The organism is Nocardia sp. NPDC055002 (genome assembly GCF_053608825.1).
The window spans coordinates 785,284-801,903 of sequence record NZ_JBSGWE010000003.1 but is presented as its reverse complement, the minus strand read 5'-3'; the positions used below and the strand labels follow the sequence as shown (position 1 = coordinate 801,903).

At 68.7% G+C, this 16,620-nt stretch carries 14 protein-coding genes; 5 read left to right on the top strand and 9 right to left on the bottom strand.

From position 1 onward, the window contains the following. Positions 1-83: 83 nt before the first annotated feature. The 5 genes from ACWF99_RS15885 to ACWF99_RS15865 all read right to left on the bottom strand — a co-directional run bounded on the left by ACWF99_RS15885 (position 84) and on the right by ACWF99_RS15865 (position 5,903). A complete protein-coding gene (locus ACWF99_RS15885) occupies positions 84-1,133 on the bottom strand; it encodes an acyl-CoA dehydrogenase family protein (RefSeq protein WP_378658192.1) in 1,050 nt (349 codons plus the stop codon). 132 nt (positions 1,134-1,265) lie between these two features. Further along, positions 1,266-2,273 carry an acyl-CoA dehydrogenase family protein gene (locus ACWF99_RS15880; RefSeq protein ID WP_452536437.1) on the bottom strand — a complete coding sequence of 336 codons (1,008 nt, stop codon included), beginning with the start codon at positions 2,271-2,273 and terminating at the stop codon, positions 1,266-1,268. 49 nt (positions 2,274-2,322) lie between these two features. After that, positions 2,323-3,465, bottom strand: coding sequence for an acyl-CoA dehydrogenase family protein (locus ACWF99_RS15875; RefSeq protein WP_378658186.1), 1,143 nt, complete (start codon positions 3,463-3,465; stop codon positions 2,323-2,325). Beyond that, on the bottom strand, positions 3,466-4,341 hold the full coding sequence (locus ACWF99_RS15870) for an enoyl-CoA hydratase (RefSeq protein WP_378631639.1): 876 nt from the start codon (positions 4,339-4,341) through the stop codon (positions 3,466-3,468). Further along, a complete protein-coding gene (locus ACWF99_RS15865; RefSeq protein ID WP_378658183.1) occupies positions 4,338-5,903 on the bottom strand; it encodes a FadD3 family acyl-CoA ligase in 1,566 nt (521 codons plus the stop codon). Before ACWF99_RS15865 ends, ACWF99_RS15870 begins: the two co-directional genes overlap by 4 nt. 79 nt (positions 5,904-5,982) lie before the next feature. On the opposite strand from ACWF99_RS15865, the gene ACWF99_RS15860 reads away from it, so the two are divergent. Genes ACWF99_RS15860 through ACWF99_RS15845 form a run of 4 tightly spaced genes read left to right on the top strand, consistent with a single transcriptional unit; the run spans position 5,983 to position 9,865 of the window. Beyond that, positions 5,983-7,170 carry an acyl-CoA dehydrogenase family protein gene (locus ACWF99_RS15860; RefSeq protein WP_378631642.1) on the top strand — a complete coding sequence of 396 codons (1,188 nt, stop codon included), beginning with the start codon at positions 5,983-5,985 and terminating at the stop codon, positions 7,168-7,170. Next, the gene (locus ACWF99_RS15855; protein WP_378631644.1) at positions 7,167-7,988 is read left to right on the top strand and encodes an SDR family oxidoreductase; all 822 of its coding nucleotides are present in this window, start codon (positions 7,167-7,169) and stop codon (positions 7,986-7,988) included. The genes ACWF99_RS15860 and ACWF99_RS15855 overlap by 4 nt, the downstream gene beginning before the upstream one ends. Positions 7,989-8,034: 46 nt before the next feature. Beyond that, on the top strand, positions 8,035-8,655 hold the full coding sequence (locus ACWF99_RS15850) for a TetR/AcrR family transcriptional regulator (RefSeq protein WP_378631645.1): 621 nt from the start codon (positions 8,035-8,037) through the stop codon (positions 8,653-8,655). 46 nt (positions 8,656-8,701) lie between these two features. Next, positions 8,702-9,865 (top strand): acetyl-CoA C-acetyltransferase, encoded by a 1,164-nt coding sequence (locus ACWF99_RS15845; protein ID WP_378632443.1) that lies wholly within the window; start codon positions 8,702-8,704, stop codon positions 9,863-9,865. A 57-nt stretch (positions 9,866-9,922) separates the two neighbouring features. Here ACWF99_RS15845 and ACWF99_RS15840 read toward each other — a convergent pair whose 3' ends face one another. Beyond that, complete coding sequence (locus ACWF99_RS15840; protein WP_378631647.1) at positions 9,923-10,255, bottom strand: hypothetical protein; 333 nt, start codon at positions 10,253-10,255, stop codon at positions 9,923-9,925. A gap of 203 nt (positions 10,256-10,458) precedes the next feature. Between ACWF99_RS15840 and ACWF99_RS15835 the strand changes: the two genes are divergently transcribed. Then, a complete protein-coding gene (locus tag ACWF99_RS15835) occupies positions 10,459-12,420 on the top strand; it encodes a molybdopterin-containing oxidoreductase family protein (RefSeq protein ID WP_452536433.1) in 1,962 nt (653 codons plus the stop codon). 9 nt (positions 12,421-12,429) lie between these two features. On the opposite strand, the gene arcA is transcribed toward ACWF99_RS15835, so the two are convergent. The 3 genes from arcA to ACWF99_RS15820 all read right to left on the bottom strand — a co-directional run bounded on the left by arcA (position 12,430) and on the right by ACWF99_RS15820 (position 16,599). Continuing rightward, positions 12,430-13,680 (bottom strand): arginine deiminase, encoded by a 1,251-nt coding sequence (gene arcA / locus ACWF99_RS15830; RefSeq protein ID WP_378658173.1) that lies wholly within the window; start codon positions 13,678-13,680, stop codon positions 12,430-12,432. Between the two features lie 27 nt (positions 13,681-13,707). Then, complete coding sequence (locus ACWF99_RS15825) at positions 13,708-15,147, bottom strand: basic amino acid/polyamine antiporter (RefSeq protein WP_378631650.1); 1,440 nt, start codon at positions 15,145-15,147, stop codon at positions 13,708-13,710. Between the two features lie 366 nt (positions 15,148-15,513). Then, positions 15,514-16,599, bottom strand: coding sequence for an NAD(P)H-dependent flavin oxidoreductase (locus ACWF99_RS15820; protein WP_378631652.1), 1,086 nt, complete (start codon positions 16,597-16,599; stop codon positions 15,514-15,516). Positions 16,600-16,620: the final 21 nt, after the last annotated feature.

Genomic DNA, 16,620 nt, shown 5'->3' with positions numbered 1-16,620 from the left:
GCGATCGCGACCAGGGCTTTCGATGAAATCCTCGGAGACTGCAGTCGGCTGGTGCGGCAAAGAGCGGCGGTGGGGCTCGGGCCTCAGGCAGCGACCGGACGTTTGCCGGTGCCGAACAGCTCGGCGGTGGCGTGCGCCCGCTTGAAGTAGAGGTGGGCGTCGTGCTCCCAGGTGATGGCGATGCCGCCGTGCAACTGGATCGTCTCCGCCGCCACGGTGGAGAAGGTCTCGGTGCAGTGCCTGCGCGCGACCCAGACGTCCTCCGCGGCCGACGGGCTGTCCTCGGCCACCGCGAGTGCGGCCGCCAGCGCCGCCGATTCGGCCGACTCGACCAGCACGTACATGTCGGCCATCCGGTGCTTGAGCGCCTGGAAGCTGCCGATCGGACGACCGAACTGCACGCGCGAGGCCGTGTACTCGACCGTCATCTCGAGGCAGTGCCTGGCCGCGCCGACCTGCTCGGCGGCCAGTGCCGCCCAGGCGATCTCGCGCAGCCGGCGGCGCAGCACGGCGGGGTCGCCGGTGCCGATCCTGGTGGCGGGGGCGTCGGTGAAGGTGATGGTGGCGAGCTTGCGCGTGGGATCGAGCGCGGGGGTCGCGGCAATGGCCACACCGGGGGCGTCCGCTGTCGTCTCGAACAGTCCGTCCTCGGTCAGGACCAGCAGCAGGTCGGCCTGCGCTCCGTGCAGCACATAATGAGCTGCGCCGCTGAGCTTCCCGTCGCTCACACCGACCCCGGCCGAATCCCAGCCCGTGGCGTCGGCCCAGCACAGGGCCGCCGTGCGGGACCCATCGGCCAGATCGGGCAGCAGCCGGGCATCGGCCTGCTCGTCACCGGCCAGCAGAATCGCCTGCACCCCGAGCACCGCCGACCCGAGCATCGGCACCCCACTCAGCGTCCGCCCCAATTCACCGACGACCATCAGTGATTCGACCAGGCCCGCCCCGGCGCCACCCCATTCCTCCGGCACCGCGAGCGCGGCGACCCCGACCTGCTCGCACAGCATTCGCCACAACTTCGGGTCGTACCCGAGGTCGGTGTCCATCGCGGAACGCAGCGCGGCGGAGGTGGCGTGCTTGCCGAGCAGGGCCCGCACGGAGGTCCGGAATTCGAGTAGTTCATTCGATGACATGGGGTTCCTCGTAAGGCTCGGTGATGGCGTCGGCAGTGGGAGCGCGTCGGCCGCGGTTCGGTGGGACCCGGCTGCCACCGCGACACACACCCGCGTGGCGTTCGGTCTGTGCCGGCGGTGGCATCGCGGGCCTCAGATCGCGGGTTCGGCGGCGCGGAGGGCGTCGGCGATCCTGCCGCGGTGGAAATCAGCTGTGCCCCAGGCTGTCCGCAGCGCGGTGACCTTGGTGAGCCACAGCGACAGGTCGAATTCCGCGGTGTACCCGATGGCCCCGTGCACTTGGAGCCCGGCGCGCGCGGCGCGGTGGGCGGCGTCGCCGCAGGTCACCAGGGCTGCCGAGACATCGCGGGCGCGGTCGGCCGAATCGAGCGTGAGCGCCGCGCGGTACACCAGCGGTTCGGCCAGATCCAGCGCGATCAGCACATCGGCCAGTTGCTGCTTCACCGCCTGGAATTCGCCGATCGCGCGCCCGAACTGCTTGCGCTGCTTCGCGTACGAGGTGGTCTGCTCGAGAATCGAGCGGCCCGCACCGAGGAGCTGGGCGGCACAGGCGAGAACGCCGAGGTCGAAGGCGTAATCGATGGCCGCTTCGACCTCGGGTCCTTCGGCGATCAGCTCGCCGGCCGTCACGCGGAACAGCCTGCGGGCGGGGTCGATCGAGGTCACCGACTCCGACGGCGTGACGCCGAGTGTCAGCCTGCCCTCGGCGGCGACGAGGACCGGCTCGGCGATACCGGCGTCGAGGGCGATGCCGCGCTGCGCCTGGAAGGTGATGGTGCCCAGCGCCTCGCCGCTCGCGAGCCCGGACAACCATCGCTGCGCCGGTGCATCATCCGGAAGACGTTGCAGCAGCGTCGGAATCACGGCGGCGGACTCGATCACCGGGCCGGGTGCGCCGCCACGGCCCAGTTCGATCAGCGCGACGACGAGATCGACCGTGGTCGCGTCCGCCCCGTCGTACTTCTCGTCGACGATCAAGCCGAAGACACCCATGTCGGCGATCTGCCGCAGCAGTGCGCGCCCCTTGGTGGGATCGCCGGCCGCCCAGGCGCGCACCGCGGCGGGGACCTGACCCGCGTCGAGAATCTTGCGCAGCTCGGCGGCGAAGTCGAGCTGTTCGGTACTGAGCGCGAATCTCATCGCAGACCTCCTGTGTTCGGAAGGGCGATTCGGCCCGAATGATTGACGGTCATCGCTTGCTCTCGCGGGGCAGTCCGAGGATGCGTTCGGCGATGATGTTGCGCTGGATCTCGTTGGTGCCCGCGTAGATCGGCCCCGAGAGCGAGAACAGATAGCCGTCGGTCCAGGTGCTGCGCTGCTCGGCGGCCGGGCCGAGCAGGTCCAGCGCCGTCTCGTGCATCGCGATGTCGAGCTCGGACCAGTACACCTTGGTGATCGACGACTCCGCGCCGAGCTGGCCGCCGTCGGTGAGGCGGGTGACGGTGCCGAAGGTGTGCAGGCGGTAGGACTCGGCGCCGAGCCAGGCGTCGACCACCGAGTTCCTGGCCGCGGTATCGCTCGGGTCGGCGGTCTCGCGCCACAGGTCGATGAGCCGTTGCGCGGTGGCGCTGAAGCGGCCGGGACTGCGCAGCGAGAGGCCACGTTCGTTGGACGAGGTCGCCATCGCGACCCGCCAGCCCTCGTTCACGCCGCCGATCACGTCGTGGTCGGGCACGAAGACGTCGTCGAGGAAGATCTCGGCGAAGCCGGGTTCGCCGTCGAGCTGGGGGATCGGCCGCACGCTCACGCCCTCGGCGGTGAGCGGGAACATCACGTAGGTGAGCCCGTGGTGGCGCTGGGCCTCGGGATCGCTGCGGAACAGGCCGAACGCCCAATCGGCGAACGACGCACGGGAACTCCACGTCTTCTGGCCGTTGAGCAGCCAGCCGCCCTCGGTGCGCCGAGCGGTCGAGCGCAGGCTCGCGAGGTCGCTGCCCGATTCGGGTTCCGACCAGGCCTGCGCCCAGATGTCGTCACCGCGCGCCATGCGCGGCAGGATCCGCGCGAGCTGTTCGGGGGTGCCGTGCTCGAACAGCGTCGGCGCGAGCAGGAAGATGCCGTTCTGCGCGACCCGGCCGGGTGCGCCCGCGGCGTAGTACTCCTGCTCGAACAGCACCCACTCGAGAATCGACGCGTCACGCCCGCCGAACTCGCGCGGCCACGAGACCGCGGACAGCCGGGCGTCGGCCAGCTTCGCTTCCCATTCCCGGTGCGCGGCGAAGCCTTCCGCGGTATCCATCGACGGCAACGGCTCTGCCGGTACGTTGGCGGCGAGGAACTCGCGCACCTCCAGCTGGAATTCCCGGGCTGCCGGGTCGATCTCGAGATCCACTTACTTCGTCCCGTTCTGTTCGGTAGAGGTGGCGGTGGCCTTCATCGAGCGGGCGTTCATCCCGCCGAGCGAATCGGCGCCGACCTCGGCGTTGTGCGCGTGTGCGAAATGGTGCAGCCCGAAGACCGAGTCCATGCCGGAACGCATGCCCATCAGATCCTCGGCCTGGTTGACGGCCTTCTTGGTGAGCGCGAGCCCGAATTGCGGCATGGCGGAGATCTTCTCGGCGAGACCGAACACCTCGGCCTCGAGCTCCTCGCGCGGCACGACGCGGTTGACCATGCCCCACTCCTTGGCCTGCGCCGCGCCGAAGCGGTCGCCGGTGAACAGGAACTCCTTGGCCGCGCGCGGGCCCATCACCCACGGGTGCGCGAAGTACTCCACACCCGGAATGCCCATCCGGACCACCGGATCGGAGAAGAACGCGTCATCGGAGCAGACGATCAGGTCGCACACCCAGGCCAGCATCAGCCCGCCCGCGATGCACGCGCCCTGCACCATCGCCACCATCGGCTTGGGGATCTCCCGCCAGCGCCTGCACATGCCGAGATACACCTCGGACTCGCGCGCGAACCGCTGGTCACCACCGGGGCGATCGAGGTGGTCCCACCACAGCGCGGCCTTGTTCTCGTAGTGCACGTCGTGGTCGCGGCCCGGGGTACCGATGTCGTGGCCTGCGCTGAAGTGCTTTCCGTTGCCCGCCAGCACGATCACCTTGACCTCGGGATCCTCGACGGCCCGCACGAAGGCGGCATCGAGGGCATAGGTCATCTTCGAGTTCTGCGCGTTGCGGAAATCGGGCCGGTTCATGGTGACGACGGCGACCGATCCGCGCACCTCATAGGTGACGACCTCGGTCTCGGTTTCGGAACTCACGACTTCTCCTCACGTAGCTCACGCTTGAGCACTTTGCCCGCGGCGCTGTAGGGCAGCTGGTCGCGGAACTCGACAAGCCTGGGCACTTTGAAGTTCGCCAATTTGCCCGCGGCGAAGGCGATGACCTCGTCGGCGGTCAGCGTGGACCCGGCCTTGCGGACGACCACGGCCTTACCGACCTCGCCCATCCGCTCGTCGGGCACGCCGATCACCGCCGACTCGGCGACGCCGTCGAGCCGGGCCAGGGTCTGTTCGATCTCGGCGGGATACACGTTGAACCCGCCGGTGATGTACATGTCCTTGAGCCGGTCGGTGATCTTCAGATAGCCGCGCTCGTCGACGATGCCGATGTCGCCGGTGTGCAGCCAGCCGTCGGCGTCGATGGCCTCGGCGGTGGCCTCGGGGTCGTCGAGGTAGCCGAGCATCACGTTCGGTCCGCGCAGCAGCACCTCACCGGCGTCGGACAGGCGCAGTTCGAAATCGGCGATCGGCCCGCCGCAGGTGTTGGCGATGGTGGCCGCGTCGTCGGAGGGACGGCACATGGTGCCGAAGCCCGCCGTCTCGGACAGGCCGTAGGCGGTGATCACCACCTCGAACGCGAGATCGTCACGCATCCGCTCGATCAGCACCACCGGCACGGTCGCCGCGCCGGTCACCGCCACCCGCAGCGAGCTCAGGTCACGCTCGGTGCGCTGGGGATGCTCGAGGATGGTCTGGTAGATCGTCGGTGGCCCGGTGAGCACGGTGATCCGCTCGGACTCGATGAGCGCCAGCGCGGCGGGCACGTCGAAGGTGGCCTGCGGGACGATCGTGGCCCCGGTGACCAGGCACGCGAGAATGCCCGCCTTGTAACCGAAGTTGTGGAAGAACGGCGGGATCACCAGGTAGCGGTCGCCCGCGCGCAGGGTCGAGCACTCGACCCAGCCGCGCACCACCCCCAGCGCCTGCCGGTGCGCGACGAGAGTGCCCTTGCTGCGGCCGGTGGTGCCGGAGGTGAACAGGATGTCGGAGATGTCGTCGGGGGAGACCTGAGCCGCCCGCTCCTCGCCGACTTCTTCGGACACCGTCGCGGCCTGTGCGAGCAACTCGTCCCACGTCACCGTCGTGCGGGTGGGCTCGGCGGCGGCCGGGGCCGCTTCGTTCTCGATCGGAATGACGACGACGGTCCCGATGCCCAGCTCCGGCGCCGCCGCCGCGAGTTCCGCCGCCCGATCGCGACCGAGGAACTGACCGGCGACGAACAGGGCCTTCGCGTCGACGCGGTCCAGCACGTCGACGGCCTCGGCCGCCACGTAGCGGGTGTTCAGTGGAACCAGCGCGGCGCCGACGGAGTGCGCGGCCAGGGCGGCGATCACCCAGTGATAGGTGTTCGGCGCCCACATCGCGACCCGGTCGCCGGGGGCGATGCCGCGGGCGATCAGGGCACGGGCGGCCACCCGGACCTGGTCGAGAAGCTCGGTCCAGTCCAGGCGGATCGCGCCGTCGATCAGGGCAGGCTCGTGCGGATGCGCCGCTGCGATGTGTCGCAGCGCCTGCGGAGTGGTTTGTGCAGGGGGTGTCACGGGGTCCTCACCGTTGTGCGGTTCGCTGTTCTTCCGAAGCAGCTAACAAAGCAAGTGCTTGGTAGGTTATCCTACCGAGGTGGGCGTGATCCAGACCTCAGATTCCGATACCGCGACTTCCGACGCGGAGTTTCGCGCGGAAATACGCGATTGGCTCGCCGAAAATCTTTCGGGCGAGTTCGCTGACCTGCGCGGCACCGGTGGACCCGGCCGCGAACACGAATTCTTCGACGAGCGGCTGGCCTGGGACCGCCACCTCGCCGCAGCGGGCTGGACCTGCCTCGGCTGGCCGGTCGAATACGGCGGTCGCGGCGCCAGCGTGCGTCAGCAGGTGATCTTCCATGAGGAATACGCCAAGGCCGACGCGCCGGCGCGGGTCTCGCACGTGGGCGAGGAACTGCTCGGCCCAACCGTGCTGGCCTTCGGCACCGAGGAGCAGAAGAAGCGCTTCCTGCCGGGCGTGCGCTCGGTCGGCGAACTGTGGTGTCAGGGCTACTCCGAGCCCGGCGCCGGTTCCGACCTGGCCGCCGTCGCGACCACCGCGCGCCTGGACGGCGACAAGTGGGTGATCAACGGCCAGAAGATCTGGACCTCGCTCGCGCACGTCGCCGACTGGTGCTTCGTCATCGCCCGCACCGAGCGCGGCTCGAGCCGTCACAAGGGCCTGTCCTATCTGCTGGTCCCGATGAACCAGCCGGGCATCGAAGTGCGGCCGATCGAACAGCTCACCGGCACCTCCGAGTTCAACGAGGTCTTCTTCGACGATGCCGTCACCGACGCGGACCTGGTGGTCGGCGCGCCGGGCGACGGCTGGCGAATCGCGATGGGCACGCTCACCTTCGAGCGCGGCATCTCCACTCTCGGCCAGCAGATCCGCTTCGCGCGCGAGCTCTCCGACATCGAGGACCTGGCCCGGCGCACCGGCGCCGCCGACGACCCGCTGATCGCCGATCGCCTCGATCGCGCGTGGGTGGGACTGCGGGTGCTGCGCGCGCACGCGCTGCGCACCATGAGCGAGGACCACGACGACGCGGGCGGCGCCTCGGTGTCGAAGTTGTTGTGGGCCAACTGGCATCGCGACCTCGGTGAACTGGCGATGGCCGTCCAAGGTGCGGCGGGCCTGCTCACCGGCCCCGACGACATGACCGCATGGCAGCGGCTGTACCTGTTCAGCCGCGCCGACACGATCTATGGAGGTTCGAACGAAGTGCAGCGCAACATCATCGCCGAGCGTGTGCTCGGTCTCCCGCGAGAGGCACGCCCGTGACCGAGCAGACCTATTCGGGCGCGAACAAGTCCCTGTCGATCGCGCCGGCTTCGATCCCCGGACACGGCCTGCTCGCGGGCCGGACGGCCGTGATCACCGCCGCCGCGGGCACCGGCATCGGCTCGGCGACCGCGCGCAGGCTCCTGGAGGAAGGCGCCGATGTGGTCGTCTCCGATTGGCACGAGCGTCGCCTGACCGAGACCGCCGAGTTGTTGGCGAAGGAGTTCCCCGAGCGCCGGGTCGGTGCCGTGGTCTGTGATGTCCGCGACACCGCGCAGGTGAATCAGCTGCTGGCCGACGCGGCCGCCGAACTCGGCCGGATCGACATCATGGTCAACAACGCGGGTCTCGGCGGTGAGACCCCGGTGGTCGACATGACCGACGAGCAGTGGGACCAGGTTCTCGACATCACCCTCACCGGCACCTTCCGCTGCACCCGTGCGGCGCTGGGGTACTTCCGCGGCGCTGGCCACGGCGGCGTGATCGTGAACAACGCCTCCGTCCTCGGCTGGCGTGCCCAGCACGGCCAGGCGCACTATGCCGCCGCCAAGGCGGGGGTGATGGCGCTGACCAGGTGCAGCGCGGTCGAAGCCGCCGAATTCGGGGTGCGGATCAACGCCGTCGCGCCGAGCATCGCCCGCCACCCGTTCCTGGACAAGGTGAGCTCGACCGAGCTGCTCGACTCGCTCAGCGAGCGCGAGGCCTTCGGTCGCGCCGCCGAACCGTGGGAAGTAGCGGCAACGATCGCCATGCTGGCCAGTGATTACACCTCGTATCTGACCGGCGAGGTTGTCTCGGTGAGCAGCCAGCGCGCATGATCGCCGTGGCGGGTTCTCCGAAACCAAGCAAGTGCTTGGTTGTACGATGACGGGTGTGACCGCACCCGACACCGTGAAACGCACCCGCCGCGCCGAACTCCTCGACCTCGCCGCCGACCTGTTCGCCGAACGTGGACTGCGTGCCACGACGGTGCGCGACATCGCCGACTCGGCGGGCATCCTGTCGGGCAGTCTGTATCACCATTTCGACTCCAAGGAATCGATGGTCGACGAGATCCTGCGCGGATTCCTCGACGACCTGTTCGGTCGCTACCGCGAGATCGCGGGCGCGGGCATGAGCTCGCGAGACACCCTGGAGTCCTTGGTGATCGCGTCCTACGAGTCGTTCGACCGCCATCACGCCGCCGTCGCGATCTACCAGGCCGAGGCCAAGAACCTGCGCGACGCCGAGCGGTTCGGTTACATCCGTGACTTCAACACCGAGTTCCGCGACCTGTGGCACCGCGTGCTCGCCGCCGGCGTGGCCGACGGCAGCTTCCGGCCCGAACTCGACGTGGAACTGGCCTTCCGCTTCCTGCGCGACACCGTGTGGGTCGCGGTCCGCTGGTACACCCCCGGTGGCCCGATCACCGTGCAAAACCTTGCCCAGCAATATCTCACCATCGTGCTCGACGGGCTGACCCTGCCCGGGAGCACCGCGAAATAGGAGTTCCATCATGACCGCATCCGCCGAGCGCCGCCCCTACGCCCCGTTGCGGGAGGCCTATGTGATCGATGCGGTGCGTACCGCGGTCGGCAAGCGCGGTGGCGCGCTGGCCGAGGTGCATTCCGCCGACCTCGGCGCGGCCGCGCTGCGTGGGCTCGTCGAGCGCACGGGCATCGACCCGGCCGTCGTCGACGACGTGATCGTCGGTTGCGTCGACAACCTCGGTCCGCAGGCGGGCAATATCGGCCGCACCATGTGGCTGGTCGCGGGATACCCCGAAGAGGTCCCCGGCGTCACCGTCGACCGGCAGTGCGGTTCCAGCCAGCAGGCGATCAACTTCGGCGCGCAGGCCATCATGAGCGGCACCGCCGAGGTCATCGTGGCGGGCGGCGTGCAGAACATGAGCGCCATCCCGATCGGCGCCGCCATGCTCGCGGCCAAGCCGTACGGTTTCGAGTCCTCGTTCATCGGCGCGAAGGGCTGGGACTCGCGCTACGGCACCGGGGAGGTCTCCCAGTTCAAGGGCGCGGAGATGATCGCCGAGAAGTGGGGCATCAGCCGCGAGGACATGGAGCGCTGGGCGCTGCAGAGCCATCAGCGCGCCAAGACCGCCATCGCCGAGGGCCGCTTCGACAACGAGATCGTGCCGGTCGGCGACTTCACCGTCGATCAGGGTCCGCGCGAGACCAGCCTGGAGAAGATGGCGTCGCTGCAGCCGCTGTCGGAGGGCAGCCCGCTCACCGCGGCGGTCGCCAGCCAGATCTCCGACGGCGCAAGCGCCACCCTGCTCGCCTCCGAGTGGGCGGTCAAGGAATACGGCCTGACCCCGCGTGCCCGCATCCACCATGTCAGCGCGCGCGGCGCCGACCCGATCTTCATGCTGAGCGCGCCGATCCCGGCCACCCAGTGGGCGCTGGAGAAGACCGGCCTGACCATCGACGACATCGACGTCATCGAGATCAACGAGGCCTTCGCCCCGGTGGTGCTGGCCTGGATCAAGGAGATCGGCGCCGATCCGGCGAAGGTGAACGTCAACGGTGGGGCCATCGCGCTCGGCCACCCGCTCGGCGCGACCGGCGCCAAGCTGTTCGCCACCCTGCTCAACGAGCTCGAGCGGGTGAACGGCCGCTACGGCCTGCTCACCATCTGCGAGGGCGGCGGCACGGCCAACGTCACGATCATCGAGCGTCTCGACGCCGACAAGAAGTAGTTCCGCCGTTCGAAAAGTGGTGGTCCTCGGCGGGTTTCGCCGGGGACCACCCTTCGTTCACCACCAGTAGGTCACCACGTCCCAGCGCTGCAACGTGCCGGGGATATCGCAGTGGGCCCAGGATTGCCGACCGTCAAACGCCACGTTGCCGCGGCGCTCGTAGGTGCCCCAGCCACTGCCGAACCAGCCCCACCACTGCCTGCACTCGATGCGAACCTGATGCCGCACGGGGCGATAACACTGCGAGTACGCCGCACTGTTGTTCACCGGGTACGCCACGCACCCCGGTTGCCATTGCGCCTGTGCGGGCGCGGCGCCCATCACGGCACCCGCGCCGAGCAGTAGTGCCGCCGACGTGCTCACCATCGCCTTCTCGATGAGCGACCTCATCACAACCTCCCATCAGCGTGGGGACGACGCCCCGACTTCTGACAGGCCTCCGCGCCGGTCGATGTTCGGCGGCGCCGCGCGTCCGCGAAACCGCCCTTACGTGACTTACATCACATTTCGGGCGCCCGTCGTTACCGGTCGGCGCCATGATCACGCGGTGTCCGCCCCCGGCGGGGGTGATTCGTCCGGCCTACGATGGCCTGGTGAAGGTGCTCGGTGCATGCCCGCTCGATTGCCCCGACGCGTGCTCGTGGGTGGTGACCGTCGAGGACGGGGTGGCCACGGGGCTGCGCGGGAACAAGGAACATCCGGTGACGCGCGGTGCGCTGTGCGTGAAGGTGAATCGGTACCTCGAACAGGTCGGTGCGCCGGGCCGGCTCCGGTATCCGATGCGCCGGGTGGGACCGAAGGGATCGGGGCAGTTCGAGCGGATCAGCTGGGACTCCGCGCTCGACGAGATCGCCACGCGCGTCACCGCCATCATCGACGAATTCGGTGGTGAGGCGGTCTGGCCGTTCCACGGCACCGGCAGCCTGGGCTATATCCAAGGGCTGGAAGGCTTTCCGGGGCGCAGGATGTTCAACCTGCTCGGGGCGTCGCATCACGCGCCGACCATCTGCTCGGTCGCGGGCGGCACCGGTCTGCGCTACACCCTCGGCACCTCCGGCGGCATGGACCCCGAGGACTTCGCGCAGTCGAAACTGATCCTGCTGTGGGGCACCAACCCGCTCACCTCCGGCCATCACCTGTGGAAGTTCGTGCAGGACAGCGGCGCGTACCTGGTGTCGATCGACCCGGTGCGCACCAAGACCTCCGAACGCTGCGACGAGCACATCGCCCCACTGCCCGGCACCGACGCGGCGCTGGCGCTCGGCCTGCTGCACGTGATCGTCTCGCTCGGCGCGCAGGACGAGCAGTTCATCGCCGAACACACCGAGGGCTGGCCCGAATTCCGGGACCGCATCACCGAATTCACGCCGGAGCGCACCGCGGCGATCACGGGCGTTCCCGAGGATCAGATCGTCGCGCTCGGTGCGCGGATCGCGCGCACCAGGCCGACCGCGATCCGCGCCTCCCAGGGCATGCAGCGCCACGCCGGCGGCGGGATGGCCCTGCGCGTGCTCGCCTGCCTGCCCGGCGTCACCGGGGACTGGGCGATACCCGGTGGTGGACTGCACTATTCGACCAGTGGGCACTTCCGGCTCGACGAAGCCGCGCTGACCCGCGACGACCTGCTGCCGCACCCGGTCCGCACGCTCTCGATGACCAGACTCGGCGAGGCCCTGCTCGAGACCGATGAGCCGCCGGTGAAGGCACTGTTCGTGATCGGGGCCAATCCGGTCGGCTCGAATCCCGACCAGCGTCGCGTGATCGAGGGGCTGTCGCGCGAGGACCTGTTCACCGTGGTCCTCGAGCACTTCGGCACCGACACCGTCGACTACGCCGACATCGTGCTCCCCGCCACCATGCAGCCCGAACACCTCGACGTGCTCGCCGGCTACGGTCACCTCTACCTGATCTGGAACGAGCCCGCCGTCGAGCCGCCGGGCGAATGCCTGTCCACGACAGAGACTTTCCGCAGACTCTCGCATCGGCTCGGTCTGACCGAACCGGCACTGTACGACTCCGACGAGGAACTGGCCGGGCAGCTGCTGAAGGGCTACGACCTCGACCGGCTCAGGGCCGAGGGATTCCTCAAGGTGCAGGCCGGTCCGGTGCCCGCGGGCAAGCTCCAGTTCGTCTCCGCCAGAGCGGAATCGGCAGGCCATGACCCGCTGCCGGACTACACGCCCCCCGCCGATTCCGGCGACGGTCTGGTGCTGATCTCCGCCGCCTCGCACTACTTCCTGAACAGCTCCTTCGGCTCCAACCCCGAATTACGCCGTCGCGCCGGTGCATCCAGCATCACCCTGCACCCCGAAGACGCCGACGCGCGGGGCATCGGCGACGGCGCCGCGGTGGTCGTCTCCAACGATCGCGGCTCCTTCGAGGCCGTCGCCGAGGTATCGGACCGGGTGCGGCCCGGCGTGGCGGGCACGACCAAAGGTCGCTGGGCCAAGTTCACCGGCGGCGCGACCGTGAATGCCACAATCGCCGAACGAGACTCGGACTACGGCGGTGGCGCGGTGTTCCACGACAACCGCGTCGAGGTGCGTCCCCGCTGATCGCCGCGCTCAGAACTCGACGGCGTCGCGGATCAGCGGACAGGTCATACAGTGGCCGCCGCCGCGGCCGCGACCGAGTTCGGCGCCGACGATGGTGATCACCTCGACGCCTTCCTTGCGCAGGGCCGCGTTGGTGTGGGTGTTGCGGTCGTAGGCGAACACGACGCCGGGTTCGACGGCGACCAGGTTGTTGCCGCTGTCCCACTGCTGGCGTTCGTTGGCGTAGTAGCCGCCGCCGGTCTCCACCACCCGCAGTTTCGGCAGGTTCAGTGATGCGGCCACCACGTCGAGGAACGGCGCGGTCTCCTCGACCACCTCGACACCGGGGGCGCGGTCGCTGGGCCGCAGGGAGAACGGGTGGATGTTGTAGACGATGTCGGGATACACCGTGACCAGGTCGCGGTCGGCGAAGGTGAACACGGTGTCGAGGTGCATGGCCGAGCGCAGCTTCGGCATCCCCGCCACGATCACGCGCTCGGCGGCACCGGCGGCGAACAGCGACGCGGCGACCTGGGTGATCGCCTGCCGGGACGTCCGTTCGCTCATCCCGACCAGCACCACCCCGTTGCCGACCGGCATCACGTCGCCACCCTCGAAGGTCGCCAGCCCCCAATCCTGTTCGGGATCGCCCCACCAGACCTTCGCGCCGGTGAAGTCGGGATGGAAGGCATAGATCGCGGCCATCAGCAGCGTCTCGTCGTGCCGGGCGGGCCAGTACAGCGGATTGAGGGTGACGCCGCCGTAGAGCCAGCAGGTGGTGTCGCGGGTGTAGAGCGTGTTCGGCAGGGGCGGCATCAGATACTCACGAACCCCGGCCTGCTCGCGCGCCAGCGCCAGGTACCCGGAACGGAATTCGGCGGGCAGGTCCGCGGTCGCGAGTCCGCCGATGAGGTAGGTCGCCAGGGTCCGGTCGTCCACCGAGTCCAGGTAGGCCCTGGTGTCGTCGATCAGCCCGAGCCCGACCTCGTTGGCCACGATCTTGCGGTCGAGAATCCAGTCCTTCGCGCCGGGCACGGCGAGGGTTTCGGCGAGCAGATTGTGCAGCTCGACCACCTCGACGCCGCGGTCGCGCATCTTCGTCATGAAATCGAAGTGGTCGCGTTTGGCGTTCTGCACCCACAGCACGTCGTCGAAGAGCAGGTCATCGCAATTGGTCGGGGTGAGCCGCTCGTGTGCCAGGCCCGGCGCGCAGACCAGCACCTTGCGCAGCGTGCCGACCTCGGAATGGACGCCGAACGCGGTGGCGGGGGTTGCGGTCATTTCTGCTCCTCGAAAGATCGGGCGGACTCAGATCGAGATGGCTCCGGTCGCCAGGCCGACGATGCCGACAACGGCGCCGAGGGCGACGGCACCGAACAGGACCGCCTCCCAGAGCGAGAAGATCCGCTTGCCCGCCTCGCGACGGGTCAGGGCGAACAGGATGGTGCCGGGCGCGTAGATGATGCACGACAGCAGCAGGAATTCGAGCCCGGCCGCGACGAGCATGAACGCGGTGTAGAAGGTGGCGACGAAGGCGATGACGAGCTCCTTGGTGCGGTCGCCCGGCTGGATCCGCTCGTAGGTCTCCCTGGTGTAGGCGAGTTTGAGCGCGTAGGCCGCGGCCAGCAGGTAGGGCACCAGCGACAGCGAACTGCACAGCTTGAGCGTGAAGGTGAACGCGTCGTCGGAGAACAGCGTGGTGACCAGCACGATCTGGATCAGCACGGTGGTGAAGATCAGCGCGACCACCGGCACATTCGCGGCGTTGACCCGAGCCAGGAACGACGGCATGTCCCGGTCTTTCGCCGCCACGAACAGCACCTCCGCGGCCATCAGTGTCCAGGCCAGGTAGGCGCCGAGGACCGAGATGATCAGTCCGATACTGATGAACCAGGCACCCCAGGTACCGACGGCGGATTCGAAGACCGGCGACATCGACGGCTGCTGCGCCACGGCGAGTTCGTCGCGCGGCATGATGCCGAACGACACCATGGTCACCGACGCGAAAATGGCCAGCACGCTGAGGAATCCGAGCACGGTGGCGCGGCCGATGTCCTCGCGCTTGCGCGCGTACCTGGAGTACACGCTCGCACCCTCGATGCCGAGGAACACGAAGACCGTCACCAGCATGGTCGAACGCACCTGTTCGACCAGCGATTCGGAATACGCGTCGCCGCCCCAGAAGTTGTCCGCGAAGACACCGGGGTCGAAGTAGAACAGCAGCACCACGATGAACACCAGGATCGGCACCAGCTTCGCCACTGTGACGATCTGGTTGATGGTGGCGGCTTCCTGGATCCCGCGCAGCACCATGAAATGGAACGCCCAGATGCACACCGTCGACAGCAGCACCGCGGGAACGGTGTTGCCCTCACCGAAGATGGGCAGCACCTGCCCGAGGGTGGACTTGATCAGCACCCAGTAGCTGACGTTGCCGACACAGGCGCTGGCCCAGTACCCGAACGCGGAGAAGAAACCGAGGTACTCACCGAAGCCGGCCTTCGCGTAGGCGTAGACACCGGCGTCGAGGTCTGGTTTGCGCACGGCCAGCGTCTGGAAGACGAACGCCAGCATCAGCATTCCGGTGCCGGCGATCGTCCAGGCGATGATCGCGCCGAATCCGCCGGTGGCCTGGCCGAAGTTGCGCGGTAGCGAGAAGACGCCGGCGCCGACCATGGAGCCGACCACCATCGCCGACAAGGTCAGCAACGGCATCTTCTTGGTCGCGGTCTGTTCCGAGGCTGTCATCGCGCTACTCCTCCGGATCGGTGCTGGCGATGGGGCGGACGCGGACCGGAGCAGTGGCGACGAGTGCCGCAATCATCGCGCATACCGGTGTCGGCAAGCCCTGGACCTGCCGTTGGAACTCGCCGTACACGCGACCTCCTACTGCGATGTCGATGTCCGGCAAATTTTAGGCGACCGCGCATCCTCGGTAGCGGCTTCGAGCGCGTGTCGCGACCACGAGACGCTGCGAACCGAAAATGCACCGGACCCGATGCGCACCTCGTGAGTGCGGCATCGGGTCCGGTGCTCGATCGCCCCGTGGGACCGACGGTTGGCTCAGGGCCGTCGATCGGGGCGAGTTCGTGGGGAGCCGGGTGTGACTCCGGGTCAGCGGGCCTCGGCGGCGGACTCGATGGTGAGCGCCGAGATCGCCTCGATCCGGGCGACAGCGTCGGCGACGATCCCGTCGATCAGCTCGGCCACCGTCGGCAGGCTGTCGATGATGCCGGTGACCTGGCCCGCGGGCAGCACGCCCGCGTCGGTGCGACCCTCGACGAGACCGGCCTTGGTCAGCATCGCCGAGTTCGCCGCCATCACGACCTGAGACCAGCTGAGGTCCTTGGTCTTTCGCATGGCCAGACCGTCACGCATCAGCGTGGACCATTTCATGCCGGTCATGCTCTTGAACTTGGCCGCGTTCGACACCGCCGCCGACAGACCGCGCCAGCCGCCGGAGTGCTCGAGCTTGGTCACCAGTTCGGTGTTCAGCATCCGATGCGGCATGCCGTCGACCTTCACCGACACCACCGTGTCCTGGAGGCCGCGCGCCAGGTACTCCTGCTTCACGGCCTCGGGAACGGTGCTCTCCTGGGTGAGCAGGAACCGGGTGCCCATCGCGACACCGGCCGCTCCGTAGGACAGCGCGGCGGCCAGGCCGCGTCCGTCGAAGAAGCCACCCGCCGCGATCACCGGGATATCGACCGCGTCGAGCACCGACGGCAGCAGCAGCGTGGTGGCGACCGGGCCGGTGTGCCCACCGCCCTCACCGCCCTGCACGATCACCGCGTCGGCGCCCCAGGACGCCACCTTCACCGCGTGCTTGGCGGCACCGATCGACGGAACCACCACGACACCGGCGTCTTTGAGCCGGGCGATGAGTTCTTTTTTCGGCGCGAGCGCGAAGGACGCGACACGTACCCGCTCGCGGATGAGCAGCTCGATGCGCTCGCCCGCGTCGGTGGCATCGGCGCGGATGTTCACCCCGAAGGGCTTGTCGGTGAGCGACTTGGTCTTGGCGACCGCCGCTTCGAGCTCCTCGAACGTCATCGTCGCCGAGGCGAGAATGCCGAGGCCGCCCGCGTTGGCGGTGGCCGCGACCAGTCGCGGGCCGGCGACCCAGCCCATGCCGGTCTGCACGACCGGGTGCTCGATGCCGACCAGTTCGGTCAGCGGAGTCCGCAAGCGCGCGCTCATGCTGTCTCCTCTCGGCGTGCT

What these genes read in the sequence shown, in the direction of transcription:
- ACWF99_RS15880 (WP_452536437.1), bottom strand. Translation starts at nt 2,273, where the DNA reads ATGAGATTCGCGCTCAGTACCGAACAGCTCGACTTCGCCGCCGAGCTG.
- arcA (WP_378658173.1), bottom strand. Translation starts at nt 13,680, where the DNA reads ATGACCGCAACCCCCGCCACCGCGTTCGGCGTCCATTCCGAGGTCGGC.
- ACWF99_RS15825 (WP_378631650.1), bottom strand. Translation starts at nt 15,147, where the DNA reads ATGACAGCCTCGGAACAGACCGCGACCAAGAAGATGCCGTTGCTGACC.
- ACWF99_RS15850 (WP_378631645.1), top strand. Translation starts at nt 8,035, where the DNA reads ATGACGGGTGTGACCGCACCCGACACCGTGAAACGCACCCGCCGCGCC.
- ACWF99_RS15820 (WP_378631652.1), bottom strand. Translation starts at nt 16,599, where the DNA reads ATGAGCGCGCGCTTGCGGACTCCGCTGACCGAACTGGTCGGCATCGAG.
- ACWF99_RS15840 (WP_378631647.1), bottom strand. Translation starts at nt 10,255, where the DNA reads ATGAGGTCGCTCATCGAGAAGGCGATGGTGAGCACGTCGGCGGCACTA.
- ACWF99_RS15885 (WP_378658192.1), bottom strand. Translation starts at nt 1,133, where the DNA reads ATGTCATCGAATGAACTACTCGAATTCCGGACCTCCGTGCGGGCCCTG.